Source organism: Dietzia sp. JS16-p6b (assembly GCF_003052165.1).
Lineage (GTDB): Bacteria > Actinomycetota > Actinomycetes > Mycobacteriales > Mycobacteriaceae > Dietzia.
On the sequence record NZ_CP024869.1, the window covers coordinates 535,369 to 552,139 of the forward strand.

Genomic DNA, 16,771 nt, shown 5'->3' on the forward strand with positions numbered 1-16,771 from the left:
GTCGGAACAGACCCGTGGGAACCGAGCCCGCCGACCCAGGTTAACACTCCCGATCGGGACGGATTCGAGCAGGATTCAGGGGCATGCCGAATGACCTGCGGGAACGGGTGCTCTACATCACTACCATCCACGGCATGCCCCCCACCCCCATCCCCAGTGCAGCCGACAGGACGGACGACCCGGCGGATGAGCCCGCGGACGGCCGGACCGACGACCGGACCGACGACCGGGAGCGTGACCCGGCGGGTGAGCCGGTCGCCGCGACCCCGGACGCACCGGGGCCCGGCCGGCGGGCACTCGCGCTGGTGGTGCTGGTCCTCCCGTTGGTCCTGGCCGCACTGTGGGCGGCCGTCGGTCCGTCCCCGACCGAGGACCCGGACCGCGCCGGTACGGGTGGGCCCCTGCAGTCCGCACTCGCCGACGCCTCGGCCCAGTCCACCTTCACCAGAGCAGGGGCGGAGCAGCTCCGGGACGGGTCGGCCGAGCTGGCGGACGGGGCCGAGCAGATGCGAGCGGGGGGCGCCGAACTCGCGGGCGGGATGGACCAACTCCAGTCGGCCATCGGTCAGGCGGGCAGTGGTGCGACCGAGGTCGCCGGCGGTGTGAGGGAGGTCGTCGGGGCGGTCCGCGGGGTGGCGGTGATCCAGGGGCAGGTCTCGACGGCCATCGAGGACGCACTGGGGCGCCTGCAGGGCGACGCCCCCGAGGTGGTCCGCGCCAGGGAGGCACTCATCGGCCTGCGCCAGCAGATCGCCACCCAGGGGATGGGACAGGGCACCCTCGACGGACTCGACGCGTTGGAGGGCGGGGCCGACGAGCTGGCCCGCCAGCTCTCGGCCCCGGGCGCGCCCCTGCGTGACGGGGTGTTCCAGGTGACCCGCGGTTCCCACGAGTTGCGGGACGGCGCCGCGGAACTGGCCGCCGGGACCGTGGAACTCCGCGACGGCGCCGCCGGGGTCGCCGGATCCGCGGAACGGACCGACGCGGCGGTCAGCAGGGCCGGACGGGCGCTGGCGGCGGAACGCGGGGACGCCGGGGTGGCCGCCGCCGAGGCCGCCGACGCCACCCAGCGCCGCACCTCGGCAGGGATCCTCGCCCTCGCCGCGGCGGCGGTGCTGGGGGCGCTACTCGTGCAGCTGGTCCGCCGGCCCGGCTCCGGCCTCGCCGAACCGGTCCTCGCCCTGGCGGTCCTGTCCGCGGGCCTGTCCGCGTGGGCTCTCGCCACCGCCGACGCGCCGACGGTCGCGACAGCGGCGGCCGTCGTGGGACTGATCGTCCTCGTCGTCGTCGCCTCGTCGACCCTCTGGCACGCACTGACGGTCGTGCTCGGGCGGTGGCCCGGCCGAGTGGCGGGTCTGCTCGTGGCGGCCACCTCGATCGGGGTCGCCTGGTGGGTGTGGGTGTCCGGGGGTGCCCCGGCCGCCGCGCTCACGGCGGTGTCGGGCACCCCCACCGGTCAGGCCACCGCAGCCCTCGACGCGGTCCTGCTGGGTGGCTCGCCGACGGTGGCGTGGACCGGTGCCGCGGTGCTGGCCGCGGTGGCCCTGTGTGCCGGTGTGGCGTCCGGGATCTGCGGCCGGCGGCCCGTCAGTCGCGCTCGCCGGCTCCCGATGTGGTCTCGAGCGGGGCGTCCACCCCGCCGTCGGTGAGCATCGGGACGTCGAAGACGAACTCGGGGATCGCGAACGCGTCCACCAGGGTCCGCGCCTTGCCCGCGAGCTTGGTGCACAGGCGGTTGCGGGCGGCGGTCGCGGCCTTGGTGCGCTCGGTCGTCAGACGGTTGTGCTCGAGGAACCAGCCCTTGTCGCGGTCCACGATGTCCAGGACGTACAGATCGCACAGCGTCCCCAGGACCTCCTTGGCCTGCGGGTCCTCGCAGGCGTCCACGGCCTCGGCGAAGCGGGCGAACACCCAGCTGTCCATGTGGGCGCGTCCGGCCTGCAGCATGTGATCCTGCGCCGAGTTGAACACCTTGAACGCCGCCGAACCGTCCTCCCCCTGGGCCTTGCGCAGGCGGCGTGCGACGGTCTCCAACAGATGCTCCTCCCGGTCGACCAGCAGCTCCAGCTGGTTGGCGCGGTCGAGCAGGTCGGTGTTCTCCCGGTCCGTCACCGTGTCGATGAGCTTCTGCCACAGCGTCGACGCACGCGCCTTCTCCTGCACCACGTCCACCGCGGTGGTGAGCGCGAAGGCCACGGTCTCGCGCTGGTCCATGTCCCCGAACTCCGCGGCGTAGGCGCCGAGCAGCTCCTTGGCCACCAACTGCGTGAGCACCACGTTGTCGCCCTCGAACGTGGAGAAGACGTCGCAGTCCTTGCGCATCTCGGTGAGCAGGTTCTCGGACATGTACCCGGCACCGCCGCACGCGAGGCGGGCCTCGATGATGGTGTCGTTGGCGAACCCCGTCACCGTGGCCTTGATGCCCGCGGCGTGGGACTCCATCTCACGCCGACGTTCGGCGTCGAACGCATCCGGGTTCTTCTCGAAGTCGTGCAGGTCGGCGACGATCGCGTTCTGGGCGCACGCGTAGGCGTACGCGCGGGCGATCCGTGGCATCAGGCGCCGCTGGTGCTCGCGGTACTCCAGCAGCGGGATCCCCTTGCCCGTCTCGGGGTGGTCGAACTGGCGGCGGATCAGCGAGTACCGCACCGCCAGGGCCAGCGCGGTCCGGGCGGTGGCACCGGCGGCCGCACCCACCGACACGCGGCCGCGGATCAGCGTTCCGAGCATCGTGAAGAAGCGGGCACCGACCGAATCGATGGGCGACGAGTACCGACCCTCGGCGTCCACGGCGCCGAACCGGTCGAGGAGCGCCTCGCGGGGCACCCGGACGTGGTCGAACATGATCTTGCCGTTGTCCACGCCCAGCAGGCCGCCCTTGTGGCCGTGGTCGGTGGTGGTGACGCCCGGCAGGTCGTTCCCGTCCTCGTCCCGGATCGGCACCAGCAGGCAGTGGACCCCGTGGTGAACCTCCTCACCCTCCTCGTCATGCGTGATGAGCTGGGCGAAGACGGCGGCCATGGAACCGTCACGGGCGGCGTTCCCGATGTACCACTTCTCCGAGCTCGGAGTGGGGGAGTGGACGACGAACTCGCCCGTCTCGCGGTCGAAGGTCGCGGTGGTCTCGAGGTTCTGCACGTCCGAACCGCCACCGAGCTCGGTCATGGCGAAGCACCCCATCAGGTCCAGCGACATGACGTCCGGCAGGTACGTGGAGCGGGTCTCGGCGTTCCCGAGGTTCGCGATGGCCCCGCCGAACAGGCCCCACTGCACGCCGGCCTTGACCATGAGCGACAGGTCGAGGTGACCGAGCATCTCGAAGGAGGTCAGCGCCCCGCCGGTGTCACCCGTTCCGCCGTCCTCGGTGCGGAACCCCAACCCGGGCAGACCCGAGTCGGCGAGGAGCCTCATCTGCTCGAGCACCCGCGCCCTGTGCTCCTCCATCGTCGCCCCGATCGGGTTGAGCATGTCGGGGGTCATGGCCTCTCGCGTCATCCGGCGCGCGTCCGCCCAGCGACCGTCCAGAACCTTCTGGAGTCCTGCGGCGAGGGCGGGGTCCCCCTGGCCGGTCGTGGTGATGCGGCCGTAGTGGGGGTGCCCCGCGCTGGCCGGCTGGGGGGCCGCCGCGCCGGGGGCCGCGGCGTTCTGGACGTCGGTCTCGGAGGTCATGACACAACTCTACGGATCTGTTACGCCGACGTGCACCGGAAGCGCGGTCGTCGCAACCCGGTTGTCCGCGGGTCCTGGTCCGCCGCGGCCTCACAAATGACCGAGGTCCCGGACCGTGAACGGCCCGGGACCTCGCATTGTCGGGGTGGCGGGATTCGAACCCACGACCTCTTCGTCCCGAACGAAGCGCGCTACCAAGCTGCGCCACACCCCGCTGACAACGAGGGATACTCTAGCGCCCCGCCGGATGAATCGCGAAACCGGGGTGAATCGCGAAACCGGGTCAGGCCGGCAGCGGGATCCGTTCACGCAACGGCGTCTCGGGGACCGAGGCCTCGTCGCCGCCACCGCCGGGCCCGGCGACCAGCTCGAGCAGCGTCGCCTCGGGCCTGCAGAACGTCCGGACCGGCACGTACGGCGAGGTGCCGAGCCCTGCGGAGACGTGTAGGACCAGGTTCCGGCCCCAGGCGGACAGTCCCTGGGCGCGCGAGCGGTCGATGCCGCAGTTCGTGACGATCGCCCCCGTGGGCAGGCAGAGCTGCCCGCCGTGGGTGTGGCCCGCCACCGCGAGGTCGTACCCGTCGGCGTCGAAGCGGTCGAGCACCCGGGGCTCGGGGGAGTGGACCAGGCCGATCCGCAGGTCGAACGCCGGGCCGGCGGGTCCCTCGATCTCGCTGTAGCGGTCGCGGCCGATGTGCGGGTCGTCGACCCCCGCCACCAGGACGCGACGACCGTCCACGGCGATCTCCGCGCGCCGATGGGTGGCGTCGATCCATCCACGCTCGGAGAACGCGGCCTTGAGGTCCCGCCACGGCAGCGGGACGGAGGAGTGCTTCTTCCGTCCCACGCCGAGGTACGACAGGGGGTTCTTGGGTACCGGCGCGTAGTAGTCGTTGGACCCGAACACGAACGCCCCGGGCCGGCCCAGCAGAGGGCCGAGCGCCTGCACGACGGCCGGCACCGCGCGCACGTCCGAGAGGTTGTCCCCGGTGTTGAGGACCAGATCCGGCTCCAACCGGGCCAGGGCCGCGAGGAAGTCCTGTTTCCGCTTCTGGCCGGGCATCATGTGCAGGTCCGAGATGTGCAGGATCTTCAGCGGCTCCGAGCCCGGCGCGAGCAGTGGGAGGGAATGACGACGGACGGTGAACGCGTTGCGCTCCCATCCCGACGCGTAGACCGTGCCCGCCACCACCGCACCGGCGAGGACGGCCGCCGCGCGCGCGGAGGGGGTCGACGGGGTGCTCCGGGTCCGACGGGAGGGGCGCTGCATCCCACCATCGTACCGGCGGCGCCCGCGTGAAGGCTCCGCCCCGGCGGGGGTTACCTCGGCGGGGAGATGGTGATGGGCGCCAGGCCGGGGACGTTCAGCACGACGGGCTCGTCGCCGATCGCGGCCCCCGGGCCCGACGCCTCCTGGCCGTCGGTGTTCCGGGCCGCGGCCCGGCCGCCGCCCCCCGAGCCGTCGGAGACGCGGAGGGTGACCTGGGATCCGGGGATCCCGGTCCCGCCGTCGAGACCCACGACGGTCCCGTAGGTGCGTCCGGTGCCTGAGACGAACTGGGTGTTGACGATGAATCCGGCGCCGGTGAGCAGCGAGGTCGCCGCCGACTGGCTCATCCCCTCGACATCGGGCAGCGCCGCGCCGCTGGTTCCGGCCTGGTAGGCGGGATCCGGTGCGGGCAGCTGGACCGGGCCGTAGATCTGGGCGATCGGGGTGAACGCGGAGAACCAGGTGTTGGCAGGCTCGAGACCGCCGAAGAGGTTGCCGTACGCGCACTGGCGCAGGGGGCTGGTGCACAGCTCGCTCGTGGTGGTGCCGTCGTTGAAGGCGTAGACGGCCGCCGAGTAGTTGTTGGTGTACCCGAGGAACGCCGAGGAACGGTTGGCCTCCGTGGTTCCGGTCTTGCCCGACATGGGCAGGCCCCATCCGGCGGCCCCCGCCGCGCCCGCGGCGGTGCCGGCTCCCACGTGGTCCTTGGACAGGGCCACCGAGAGGGTGTTCGCCAACCCGGGCTCGACCACCTGCTCGCAGCTCGGTTCGTTCAGTTCGACCGGCGCCCCGGTGCGGTCGGTGATCGACTCGATGGGGCTCGGCGGACACCAGGTTCCCCCGGAGGCCAGGGTGGCCCCGACGTTGGACAACTCCAGGGCGTTGACCGCCGTGGGTCCGAGGGTGAACGATCCCAGGTTGTTCTTCTTGATGAACCCGGCGATCGAGTCGCCGTCCGCCGCGGTGCCCTTGCGGTCGTACGACCGCATCCCGAGACGCACCGCCATGTCCACGGTGGGAGCGACCCCGACGTCCTTGATGAGGTTGACGAAGGTCGTGTTGGGCGACTGGGCCAGCGCGTCCGCCACGGACCAGTGACCCCGGGTACGACCCGGCGTTCTCCACGCAGTACTGGCCGGGCGGGCATCCGGGGGCGCCGCCGGCGCCCAGGCCGGAGACCTGCACGCGGCGCGGAACCGACAACGTGGTGTTGGTGCCCATCCCCTTCTCCATGGCCGCGGCCACCGTGAAGACCTTGAACACCGAGCCGCCGCCGTCGCCGACCAGAGAGAACGGCTGGGGCTGGACCGTCTGGCTGTCACCCAGTTCGAGGCCGTACCGGCGGCTGGAGGCGATCGCCGCGACCTTGTGGGAATCCCGGCCCGGACGCACGACGCTCATGACCTGCGCCACGCCCTGGCCCGTCGGGTTGCCGTAGGTGTTGAGCGACCGCTGGACCGAGTCGTGGACGGTCGGGTCGAGCGTGGTGCGGATGGTGTACCCGCCCTCCTGGACCATCTCGCGGCTCAGACCGTTCTGGTCCAGGTAGTCCAGTACGTAGTCGCAGAAGAACCCTCGGTCGCCGGCGGTGATGCAGCCACGGGGTAACGAGTTGGGGCGTTCCAGCACGCCGAGGGGCTCGGCCGCGAAGGCCGCGCCTTCCGCCGGCGTGATCGCGCCGGTCTGGACCATGGTGTCGATGACGGTGTCGCGACGGTCCTTGGTGTCCTCGGGGTGGGCGTAGGGGTTGAACATGCTGGTGGACTGGATCATCCCGGCGAGCATGGCCGACTGCGGCACGGTCAGCTCGGAGGCGTCGACCCCGAAATACGTCTGGGCCGCGGTCTGGACGCCGAAGGCGCCGTTGCCGAAGGAGATCAGGTTGAGGTACTTGCTGAGGATGTCGTCCTTGCTCATCTCGGCGTCCAGCGTGAGCGCCATCCGGATCTCTTTGATCTTGCGCGCCGGGGTGGTCTCCACGGCGGCTCGCCGTTCCGCGTCGTTCTCCGCTGAGACGAGGAACTGGTAGTTCTTGACCAGCTGTTGATCGATGGTCGAGGCGCCCTGCTGGACGTCGCCGGACGTGGCGTTGGTGAGCGCCGCGCGGATCGTGCCCCGCCAGTCCACACCGTTGTGGTCGGCGAACCGGCGGTCCTCGATCGCGATGATCGCCAGCTTCATGTTCTGCGAGATCTGATCGCTCGGGACCACCACGCGCTGCTGGTCGTACAACCAGGCGATCGGTGTGCCCTCGGAGTCGGTGACCGTCGAGATGGACGGGAGATCGCCCTTGATCAGGTCCGCCGAGGTCCCGGACAGGGAATCCGCCATCTTGTTGGAGGCCAGCCCCGCCGCCCCGGCTATCGGGAACAATGATCCGGCCGCGACCACCCCGGCCGCGACACAGGTCGCGACCAGCTTTCCCAGCGAACTCATACCCGACACGGGGCCAAGAGTACGTGAACACCCCCGTCCCGCCACCCCGCGAGGCCTCCGTCGCACACGACTCTTTACTTCTGTTGTGTGACTGCGGTAACAATATTAGAGAACGCGGGACGTTTCGAACCCGGATGAGGTCGTGTGACGGCCCTCACCGCCGAGAGGCTCCCGCGGACACCGTGGGCCCGCCGCGCCGGGCGGGTCCAGAAGGCCGGAGGCGTGTGCGGCAGACCCGTCCGCGACTCCACACAGACAGGGGTACATCGATGACGGCCACCCTTCCCGGGACCTCCCGGACCGACGACGCCGGGGTCCGCCCCGGCTCAAGCAATCCCCTCGGTTCCGAGGAGACGATCATCGGGGAGGGGCGCCAGGAGTGGGTCGCCCAGGCCCGGTGCAAGGACATCGACCCGGACGAGCTCTTCGTCCGCGGCGCCGCGCAGCGCAAGGCAGCGTCCATCTGCCGCCACTGCCCGGTCCTCCTGCAGTGCCGCGCCGACGCGCTGGACAACCGCGTGGAGTTCGGGGTCTGGGGCGGGATGACCGAGCGGCAGCGGCGCGCCCTACTCAAGCAGCACCCCGAGGTGCGGTCCTGGGCCGACTTCTTCGCGCAGCAGATCGAACGCCATACCGTCATCTACTGACTCCCACCGGTTCCGTACCCCACACGACGCGACCCGCGGCTCCCGCCGCGGGTCGTGTCGTGTGTTCAGGCCCGGCGCCGGTTCACCCACTCAGTCGGTTCACCCGCAGAGCTGGTCGCCGACCGAGCGCAACGCCTCCAGGTTGGAGATCTCGAACGGGAGCGAGGGCACTCCCACGATCCGCACATCCGGATGGGTGTCGGTGAAGGACTCCAGGAGGCGGACCTCCTGCTTGGCCGTCCCGGCCCGGTCGGCGTGGATCCGCAGCACCGCCTCCGCCTCGGGGTTCCCCGCCAACCGGTCGGCGGCCGCACACGCCTGCTCGGCTGTCAGGTCGGTGAGCCGCGGGTGGGTGCGGTTGATCACGACCCCCGCGAGCGGCATCGACTCCTCCGACAGTCGTTCGGTGAAGAACGCGGCCTCGCGGAGGGCGGGCCGCTCCGCGGAGGAGACCACCAGGAACTCGGTGCCCTTGCGCCGCAGGATCGCCTGGGTGCGGGAGGCCCGCGTGGCGAACCCGCCGAAGGTGGAGTCCAGGGCCACCACCATCTCGGAGGCGTCCTTGAGCATGGAGGACCCGACGACCGCCGACACCCCCCGCATGGCGGTGCTCATGGCACCGGTCATCAAGCGGCCGACGCCGCGGCCGGGCGCCGCGAACACCCGCATGAGGCGACTGTCCATGAAGGCGCCCAGGCGGCGCGGGGCGTCGAGGAAGTCGAGCGCGTTGCGTGAGGGAGGGGTGTCGACCACGACGAGGTCCCACGTCGAGTCGTCGAGCAGCTGCCCCAGCTTCTCCATGGCCATGTACTCCTGCGTCCCAGCGAACGAGGTGACCATGGTCTTGTAGAAGTGGTTGTCCAGGATGGACTGCGCCTTCTCGGCCGTGGTGTTGGCGATGACCAGCTCGTCGAACGTGCGACGCATGTCGAGCATCATCGCGTGCAACGACCCGTCCGAATCCGCGTGCTCCGGTCCCAGGTCCACGCGGGACGGTTCGTTCGAGAGGTCGTCGATCCCCAGCGCCTGCGCGAGGCGCCGGGCCGGGTCGATGGTGAGGACCACGGTGTCGCGGCCGAGTTCGGCGGCGCGCAGGGCCACCGCGGCGGCGGTGGTGGTCTTGCCCACCCCGCCGGCGCCGGTGCAGACCACAACCCGGGTCGCCGGGTCTGTGAGCAGTCCGGTGATGTCGAGACGACGAGTCATGATCAGTGCACTCCCTGGTCGGCGAGGGCGGAGGCGAGGTCGTACAGGTCGGAGACCTCGACGCCGTTGGGCAGGGCCGGCAGCACGAGGGTCGGGCAGCCGGACGAGGTCAGGGTCTCGCCGGCTGTGAGCTGTCCGCGTGCGACGCGGGCGTGCTCGATGGCCTCCACCAGGAGCCCCTGCAGCCCCTCGTCGTCGAGCTCCACACCGGTCTCCTCGAGACCGGCCAGCACCGCCTCGGCGTCGATGTCCTCCTCGGCGATCCGCTGCAGCGCGTCGTCGTCGAGGTGCCGGGTCTCCGCTCGGTTGATGATCACCTGACCCACCCGCAGATCATGGGACCGGAGCTCCTCGATCGCCTCGATGGTCTCCTGGACGGGCAGCGATTCGAGCAGGGTCACCAGGTGCACGACCGTCTGCGGGGAGTGGACCAGCTCGGCGACGGCATCGGCCTGACGACGGATGGGCCCGCCGGCGGCGAGGTCGGCCATCGCGGTGGTCACGTCGAGGAACTTGCCGATGCGACCGGTGGGCGGGGCGTCGACGACGACCGCGTCGTACACCACTTCCTTTTTGGCGTGTTGGCGCGTGACGACCTCGTAGATCTTGCCGGTCAGGAGAACGTCCTTGAGGCCGGGTGCGATGGTGGTGGCGAACTCGATCGCGCCCACCGACTTCATCACCTTGCCCACCACCCCGAGGTGGTAGAAGGTGTCGAGGTAGTCGAGCATCGCGGCCTCGATGTCGATGGCCAGCGCGAACACCTTGCCACCGCCGTCGACCCGGGCCACGAGTTCCTCGCGGTACGGCAGCGGCGAGCGGTCGAAGATCCGCGCGATGCCCTGGCGTTCCTCGACCTCCACCAGCAGGACGCGCTGTCCGGTCGAGGCCAGTGCCAGCGCGAGCGAGGTGGCGACCGTGGTCTTGCCGGTGCCCCCCTTGCCGGAGACGTAGTGGAGGTCCGCGCGGGCGGAGGCGTCGGACCAGCCGGTGGACAGCTCGTCGGCGATCGTCGACCTCACGGACTGACTCGACGTACCCGACTGGGTCGATTGCGTTCCTGGTGTGTCGGTGGACGGCATGCGGTCCACCCTAAGCGGTTCCACCACGGCGCGCGGGCCGCCGGCGACTTCCCTAGAGTGGGGGCATGAGCGAATCCACCCCCGCAGCCCGGTTCGAGTACGTGACGGTCCCGCTGCTCACCCACGCCACCAAGCAGATCCTCGACCAGTGGGGCGGTGACGGCTGGGAGCTGGTCTCCGTCCTGCCCGGCCCCACCGGTGAGCAGCACGTCGCCTACCTCAAGCGTCGGCTCTGATGCCGGAGGGCGAGGGCGGCGGGTACTGGACCCGCAAGCTCGAGCAGCTGGGGATCGACCTGCCGACCGTCGTCCCCCCGCTCGCCAACTACGCGCCCGCCGTGCGGACGGGCGCCTACGTCTACACCTCCGGTCAGCTGCCGATGATCGACGGCGCTCTCGCCGCGACCGGCAAGGTCGGTGCCGCGGTGTCCCCGGAGACGGCGGCTGATCTCGCCCGGACCTGTGCCCTCAACGCACTCGCCGCCGTGGACGGCCTGGTGGGCATCGACTCGGTGGTGCGGATCGTCAAGGTCGTCGGCTTCGTCGCGTCGGCCCCGGGCTTCAACGCCCAGCCCGCGGTGGTCAACGGCGCCTCGGATCTGCTGGGTGAGGTGTTCGGGGACGCCGGCGTCCACGCCCGCTCCGCGGTCGGGGTCTCCGAGCTGCCGCTCGACGCGCCCGTCGAGGTCGAGCTCATCGTCGAGGTCGAGGGATAGGGCCGGACGGTGGCCCGGGACGGAGAATGCCGATGACCGGCGGCCTGGCCCCGATCACGTTCCCGGCGTACGAGACCCTGCGCCCCGTCACGGACCTGGCCGGGGTGATCCTCTGCGACAACCCCTCGGAGATGACCTTCGAGGGGACCAACACGGTGGTGCTGCGGGCCCCCGGATCGCGCACCGCCGTGGTGGTGGACCCCGGGCCGGAGAATCGCGCGCACGCTGAGCGGATCGCCGCGATCGTGGGCGAGATCGAGCTCGTCGTCATCACCCATCGACACGGGGACCACACCGGCGGGATCGACGACCTCCGGGCGCTGACCGGCGCGCCGGTCCGGGCGGTCGGACCGGTGTACTGCCGGGATGCGGCGCCGTTGGTGACGGGGGGCGACGACGACGAGGTGATCCACGCCGCCGGGCTGGACCTCACCGTGCTGGCCACTCCCGGGCACACTGCGGACTCGATCAGTCTCGAGGTGCGTCCGGCGGGTGCCGGGTTCACCGCGCGCGCGGACTGTGTGGTGCTCGGCGACACGATCCTGGGTCGCGACTCGACCGTTCTGGACTCCACCGACGGCGATCTGGGGGACTACCTACAGAGCCTCGACCAGCTGTCCGCCCGCGCCGACGGCGTGGTGGGCATCCCCGGCCACGGTCCGGATGTGGCCGATACCGCTCGCGCCGCCCAGGTGCTGGCCCGTCACCGGCGGGACCGGCTAGAGCAGATCGCGGCAGCCCGGGACGTGCTGGGACCCGATGCGTCCGCCGAGGTCATCACGCAGCACATCTACCGGGATGTCTCTCCGTTCCTGCTCAAAGTGGCCGAGCAGTCCACCCTCGTGGCCCTGCGCTATCTGGATCGGTCCGGTTAGACCGGCCGACCCGGCCCGCCCTACGACAAGAGCGTTCCGCACCCCTTCTCGAGGGAGGTGTGCGGAACGCTCTTGTCGATGGGCCGGGGCGGCTCGGCGGGCCTCAGCGGGCGCGCCGGGCCAGGCGCTCGGTGTCGGAGATGATGACGCTCTTGCCTTCGAGGCGCAGCCAACCCCGGTGTGCGAACTCGGCCAGGGCCTTGTTGACCGTCTCGCGGGAGGCGCCGACGAGCTGGGCGATCTCCTCCTGCGTGAGGTCGTGCGTCACGCGGATGTTGCCGCCCTCCTGGGTGCCGAAGCGCTGGGCCAGCTGCAGCAGCGCCTTGGCCACGCGACCGGGCACATCGGTGAAGATGAGGTCGGCGAGGTTGTTGTTGGTGCGGCGCAGACGGCGGGCGAGCACCCTCAGCAGCTGATCGGAGATCTCGGGCCGCTCGGAGATCCACCGCTTGAGGGCCGAGCGGTCCATGGACTGCACGGAGACGTCGGTGACGCAGACCGCGGACGAGGTGCGCGGGCCCGGGTCGAAGATCGACAGCTCACCGAACATGTCCGAGGGGCCGAGGATGGACAGCAGGTTCTCGCGACCGTCCGGGGCCTTGCGGGAGAGCTTCACCTTGCCCGACGTGACGATGTAGAGGCTGTCGCCCTGCTCGCCCTCGCGGATGATCACATCACCCTTCGAGTACTCCTCGCGGGTCAGGTCGGCACGCAGCGCCGAGATGGCCGCGGGCTCGACACCCTGGAAGATGCCGGCCCGGGTGAGTACGTCGTCGGCCGACTGGTCCGTGCGGCGATCTATCGTCACAGTCCGTGACCCTCCCGTTCGGGCGAGGACGAGCGAGGTCCGCGCCATGGCGTGCGTGTGGCGAGAGCCACTGTAGCCGTTCCGGTGCCCCCGGTGTGACCAACCCGCGGCGACCGGGGTGGGTCAGTTCTCGATCTGCTCCGGCTCGGCCAGAATGGAGGCCTCGAACCGGTCCATCAAGAGGGCGAACCCGGCGAGGAGGACCGGGACCAGGACGACGAGGATTCCCTGCATGCCCCCGAGTAAACACCCCCGCGGGCCGACGCGCACGTGCGGCCGGCTCACCCGCAGGTGGCCCGGGCCGTAATGTGGACGCATGCCCGACCCCGCTCCAGCTTCCGTGAAGCGCCGCAGACGAGGGGTGGCCGCGAGGGGGGTGGAAACCGACCTCGGGCGCACCCGCCGCGCCCGGCGCATGCTCCGCACCCTGGAGGACGCGTTCCCCCACGTCTACTGCGAGCTGGATTTCCGGAACCCGCTCGAGCTGAGCGTCGCGACGATCCTGTCCGCGCAGTGCACGGACAAGCGCGTCAACGAGGTCACGCCGGCGCTGTTCGCCCGGTATCGGACCGCGGCCGACTACGCGGGCGCGGACCGTGAGGAACTGGAGACACTGATCCGACCGACCGGCTTCTACCGCAACAAGGCGCGGAGTATCCAGGGGCTGGGTGCGGCGCTGGTGGAGAAGTTCGACGGCGAGGTTCCGCGGCGGCTCGAGGACCTGGTCACCCTCCCCGGATTCGGACGGAAGACGGCCAACGTGGTGCTCGGCAACGCGTTCGGTGTGCCCGGACTGACGGTGGACACCCACTTCATGCGTCTGGTCGCCCGGTGGAAGTGGACAGAGGCCACCGATCCGGTGCGCATCGAGCGCGAGGTGGCCGCGCTGCTGCCCCGGCCCACCTGGACCGACGCCAGCCACCGGATCATCTTCCACGGTCGCCGGGTCTGTCACGCGAGGACGGCGGCCTGCGGTGCGTGTGCCCTGGCCTCGGACTGCCCGTCCGCCGGCGAGGTCGGCCCGCTCGACCCGGTGGCCGCCGCCCGCCTCGTGGTGGGGCCCGAGCGATCGCACCTGTTGGAGATGGTCGGACTGGGGGATCAGGCGTGAGTGCCTCGGCGAGGTGGTCGCTGGTGGCGCTGGTGGCGCTGGTCGGCGTCGTCGTGGCACTGGTCTCCACCCTCGGCGGCGACGAGGGACCCGGATCCGCGGCGTCGGCCCCCGCCGCGCCCCCCGTCGGCGCGCCCCCGCTCGACGAGCCGCGGACGGTCGTCGACGACCGGACCCGCGCGACCGCGGACCTCCCCGCCTGTCGCGACAGCGCCACGCCCGCCACGACCACCGGCCCCGTCGCCGGGTTCATGGTGCGCTGCATGGACGACGGCAGCACCACCACCCTCGGCAAGATCCAGGCGGACCGCCCCATGGTGGTGAACATGTGGGCCTACTGGTGCGAGCCGTGCCGCAGGGAACTGCCGGCCATCCGGGACGCGCAGGCCACGCTCGGGGACCGGGTCCGCGTGGTGTTGTCCCACACCGACCCGTCCGAGACCAAGGGGTTCGACACCCTGGCCGCGCTCGGGATCGAGGAACTCATCTCCGTCTCCGATCAGGAGGAGGAACTGCCGACGCTGCTGGGGGCACCTCCCGTCCTCCCGCTGACGGTCTTCGTCCGCGCCGACGGGACCGTGGCGCACGTCCTCATCCAACCGATGGACACCGAGCAGGACGTGCTCGACGCCGTCGAAGAGCACCTGGGGGTCACCGCATGACCGGTTCCGCGCGGGACGCCTCCGTGCCCCGCCCCGGTGACGTGACCGGAGTGCCGCACCCCGGGTGGATGGATCCGCTCATGGCGGCCTGCACCGACGGCAGCTTCGACGGGCTGCTGCCCCGGCGGCGCCCGCCCGAGGACGGTGGCCCCAACGAGGTCGGCCGCCCGCACCGCCACGCCGCGGTGCTGGTGCTGTTCTCGGGGTCGGCGCACGCCCCCGGCCCGCGTCCCCCGGAGGATGCCCGCGTGCTGCTCACGCACCGCGCACCGACCCTCCGCAGCCACTCCGGGCAGATCTCGTTCCCCGGTGGCGGGGTCGACGACACGGACAGCGGGCCGGTCGAGGCGGCCCTGCGCGAGGCGTGGGAGGAGACGGGACTGGAGAGCGACGGTGTGGACGTGCTCGCGGTGCTGCCCGAGTTGTACATCCCCGTCTCCAACTACTCCGTCGCCCCGGTGCTGGCCTATTGGCGGGAGCCGATGGAGGTCTCGTCGGTGGATCCGGCCGAGACCGCGAGGGTGATGACGGTGCCGGTGGGGGAGTTGCTCGACCCCGCCAATCGCTTCCTGCTGCGGCACTCGACCGGGTGGACGGGCCCCGCGTTCCAGCACGAGGACCTGGTGGTGTGGGGGTTCACCGCCGGGATCCTGGCCGCGATGTTCCATTCCGCGGGCTGGGACCTGGACTGGGACACCGATGACGTGCGTGATCTCGAGCAGACCCTGTCGGCCTCCGCGAACGGGGAGCGGCCCTGGCTGTCGGCGGAGGAGGCGCGACGCGAGTCCTCCGATCCGCTGGCGGACAGGACGGTCGCCGGGGTGCCCGGCGCCCGGTCAGGCCTCACCGACGATGAGGACGAGGAACCGCTCGACCTGCCCGCCGACGAACCCCGGAGGGGGTACCGGTGACGGGCTCGCAGTGGCTCGACATCGCGCTGTACGCGCTCGCCGCGGCGGCCGCGATCTCGGGATGGATCAACGGGGCGGCGGCGTCCGGTTTCGCACTGCTCGGGGTGGCGATCGGCGCCACCTCCGGCCTGCTCGTGGCCCCTCATCTGGTCAGGGAACTCGATTCCCCCGTCGGACGGCTCGCGGCGGGGCTGGCCGTGATCGCGGTGATGGTGCTCATCGGCCAGATCGCCGGCGTGACGATCGGTCGTGCCGCCCGGCGCTACATCTCCGGGGCGGGGGCCAGGGTGCTCGACAGCACCGTCGGAGCCGTGTTCCAGGCCGCGGCGATGCTGCTGGTGGCGTGGTTGGTCGCCATCCCGGTGGCCGCGCAGGAGGGCCCGGGACTGGGCAAGGCGGTACGCGGGTCGTCGGTGCTGGCGAAGATCGACGACGTGGCGCCCGAGCAGATGCAGCGGATCCCTGCGGCGTTCACGTCGGTTCTCGGCACCACCGGGTTCCCCGACATCCTCGGCCCCTTCGGCACGACTCCGCTCCAGGAGGTGCCCCCGCCCGATCCCGTGCTCGCGGGCTCCGAGGTCGTGGCCGCGGTGCAGCCGTCCGTGCTCAAGATCCTGGGCCGCGCCGAGTCGTGCAGTCGCGCCCTGGAGGGCTCCGGCTTCGTGGCCTCCCCCGGACTGGTCATGACCAACGCGCACGTGGTGGCCGGTACGGACTCGGTGAGGGTCGTCGCCGGAGACCGGGAACTCGACGCGGACGTGGTGGTCTATGACCCGGGCGTCGACGTGGCGGTCCTGCGCGTATCGGGTCTCCAGGCCCCGGTCCTGCCCTTCGCCGACCGGCAGGGCCGCAGCGGCGACGACGCCATCGTGGTGGGCTACCCCGGTAACGGCCCCTACCGGCCGGACGCCGCACGCATCCGGGAGAGGGTGACCCTGCGTGGTCCGGACATCTACCGTGAGGCGACCGTCGAGCGCGAGGTGTACATCCTGCGTGGCTCGGTGCGCGAGGGCAATTCCGGGGGGCCGCTGATCACGCCGGCGGGGCAGGTCGTGGGCGTGGTCTTCGGTGCGGCGATGGACGCCGCCGACACCGGGTACGCGCTCACGGTCGAGCAGGTGCTGCCGCAGCTCGAGCGCGGGGTGGACTCGTTGGAGCCCGTCCCCACCGGCAGCTGCGTCGGGGCCCGCTGAGCGCAGACCCCGCCGTGGGCCCGCGGTCCGCGGGCGTCAGCGCCCCCCGCCCGTCCGACCCGCCCGGACCGCCCCGCCACGCCCGACTTGCGCGGCTCTCCCGACTTGCGCGGCGGGAATGGTCCATTGTCGCCGCGTACCCCGGCGATCACCGAGCAGAGGGGGCGCGTAGGCCGAGGGAGGGGG

Annotated in this window: 14 protein-coding genes, 1 tRNA gene and 1 pseudogene; 9 read left to right on the plus strand and 7 right to left on the minus strand. The window is 71.5% G+C overall.

Features of this window, described 5'->3' with window-relative positions; genetic code table 11:
• Positions 1 to 134 precede the first annotated feature (134 nt).
• Entirely contained in the window at positions 135 to 1,649 is a 1,515-nt protein-coding gene (locus tag CT688_RS02405) for a hypothetical protein (RefSeq protein ID WP_231750466.1), read from the plus strand.
• Here CT688_RS02405 and CT688_RS02410 read toward each other — a convergent pair.
• From CT688_RS02410 to CT688_RS02425, 4 genes and pseudogenes are all read right to left on the minus strand, one after another.
• Complete coding sequence (locus tag CT688_RS02410; protein ID WP_107755622.1) at positions 1,588 to 3,669, minus strand: acyl-CoA dehydrogenase; 2,082 nt, start codon at positions 3,667 to 3,669, stop codon at positions 1,588 to 1,590. The two genes, CT688_RS02405 and CT688_RS02410, sit on opposite strands and share 62 nt — an antisense overlap.
• A gap of 140 nt (positions 3,670 to 3,809) precedes the next feature.
• Positions 3,810 to 3,883 (minus strand) — tRNA-Pro (locus CT688_RS02415).
• 69 nt (positions 3,884 to 3,952) lie between these two features.
• Complete coding sequence (locus tag CT688_RS02420; RefSeq protein WP_107755623.1) at positions 3,953 to 4,939, minus strand: metallophosphoesterase; 987 nt, start codon at positions 4,937 to 4,939, stop codon at positions 3,953 to 3,955.
• 50 nt (positions 4,940 to 4,989) lie between these two features.
• Positions 4,990 to 7,375, minus strand: a pseudogene (locus tag CT688_RS02425) (transglycosylase domain-containing protein).
• A gap of 269 nt (positions 7,376 to 7,644) precedes the next feature.
• Between CT688_RS02425 and CT688_RS02430 the strand changes: the two are divergent.
• Entirely contained in the window at positions 7,645 to 8,022 is a 378-nt protein-coding gene (locus CT688_RS02430; RefSeq protein WP_170114850.1) for a WhiB family transcriptional regulator, read from the plus strand.
• A 99-nt stretch (positions 8,023 to 8,121) separates the two neighbouring features.
• On the opposite strand, the gene CT688_RS02435 is transcribed toward CT688_RS02430, so the two are convergent.
• Together CT688_RS02435 and CT688_RS02440 are read right to left on the minus strand one after the other, a co-directional pair.
• Positions 8,122 to 9,228 carry an ArsA-related P-loop ATPase gene (locus tag CT688_RS02435; RefSeq protein ID WP_107755624.1) on the minus strand — a complete coding sequence of 369 codons (1,107 nt, stop codon included), beginning with the start codon at positions 9,226 to 9,228 and terminating at the stop codon, positions 8,122 to 8,124.
• A gap of 2 nt (positions 9,229 to 9,230) precedes the next feature.
• Positions 9,231 to 10,310: an ArsA-related P-loop ATPase gene (locus tag CT688_RS02440; RefSeq protein WP_182612745.1), complete on the minus strand. Its 1,080-nt coding sequence runs from the start codon at positions 10,308 to 10,310 to the stop codon at positions 9,231 to 9,233.
• A 65-nt stretch (positions 10,311 to 10,375) separates the two neighbouring features.
• Between CT688_RS02440 and CT688_RS02445 the strand changes: the two genes are divergently transcribed.
• Genes CT688_RS02445 through CT688_RS02455 form a run of 3 tightly spaced genes read left to right on the plus strand, consistent with a single transcriptional unit; the run spans position 10,376 to position 11,900 of the window.
• On the plus strand, positions 10,376 to 10,546 hold the full coding sequence (locus CT688_RS02445) for a hypothetical protein (protein ID WP_107755626.1): 171 nt from the start codon (positions 10,376 to 10,378) through the stop codon (positions 10,544 to 10,546).
• Positions 10,546 to 11,025: a RidA family protein gene (locus CT688_RS02450; RefSeq protein WP_107755627.1), complete on the plus strand. Its 480-nt coding sequence runs from the start codon at positions 10,546 to 10,548 to the stop codon at positions 11,023 to 11,025. Before CT688_RS02445 ends, CT688_RS02450 begins: the two co-directional genes overlap by 1 nt.
• A 32-nt stretch (positions 11,026 to 11,057) precedes the next feature.
• Positions 11,058 to 11,900: an MBL fold metallo-hydrolase gene (locus CT688_RS02455; protein ID WP_107755628.1), complete on the plus strand. Its 843-nt coding sequence runs from the start codon at positions 11,058 to 11,060 to the stop codon at positions 11,898 to 11,900.
• A gap of 103 nt (positions 11,901 to 12,003) precedes the next feature.
• On the opposite strand, the gene CT688_RS02460 is transcribed toward CT688_RS02455, so the two are convergent.
• On the minus strand, positions 12,004 to 12,708 hold the full coding sequence (locus CT688_RS02460; RefSeq protein WP_017838335.1) for a Crp/Fnr family transcriptional regulator: 705 nt from the start codon (positions 12,706 to 12,708) through the stop codon (positions 12,004 to 12,006).
• A 316-nt stretch (positions 12,709 to 13,024) separates the two neighbouring features.
• Here CT688_RS02460 and nth point away from each other — a divergent pair, with 316 nt between their 5' ends.
• From nth to CT688_RS02480, 4 genes are read left to right on the plus strand one after another with little or no spacing between them, the layout of a single operon-like run.
• On the plus strand, positions 13,025 to 13,819 hold the full coding sequence (gene nth, locus CT688_RS02465; protein ID WP_197431461.1) for an endonuclease III: 795 nt from the start codon (positions 13,025 to 13,027) through the stop codon (positions 13,817 to 13,819).
• A complete protein-coding gene (locus CT688_RS02470; protein ID WP_107755629.1) occupies positions 13,816 to 14,481 on the plus strand; it encodes a thioredoxin family protein in 666 nt (221 codons plus the stop codon). The genes nth and CT688_RS02470 overlap by 4 nt, the downstream gene beginning before the upstream one ends.
• A complete protein-coding gene (locus CT688_RS02475) occupies positions 14,478 to 15,392 on the plus strand; it encodes a CoA pyrophosphatase (protein WP_228549518.1) in 915 nt (304 codons plus the stop codon). The genes CT688_RS02470 and CT688_RS02475 overlap by 4 nt, the downstream gene beginning before the upstream one ends.
• Positions 15,389 to 16,585 (plus strand): MarP family serine protease, encoded by a 1,197-nt coding sequence (locus CT688_RS02480; protein ID WP_107755630.1) that lies wholly within the window; start codon positions 15,389 to 15,391, stop codon positions 16,583 to 16,585. The genes CT688_RS02475 and CT688_RS02480 overlap by 4 nt, the downstream gene beginning before the upstream one ends.
• Positions 16,586 to 16,771: the final 186 nt, after the last annotated feature.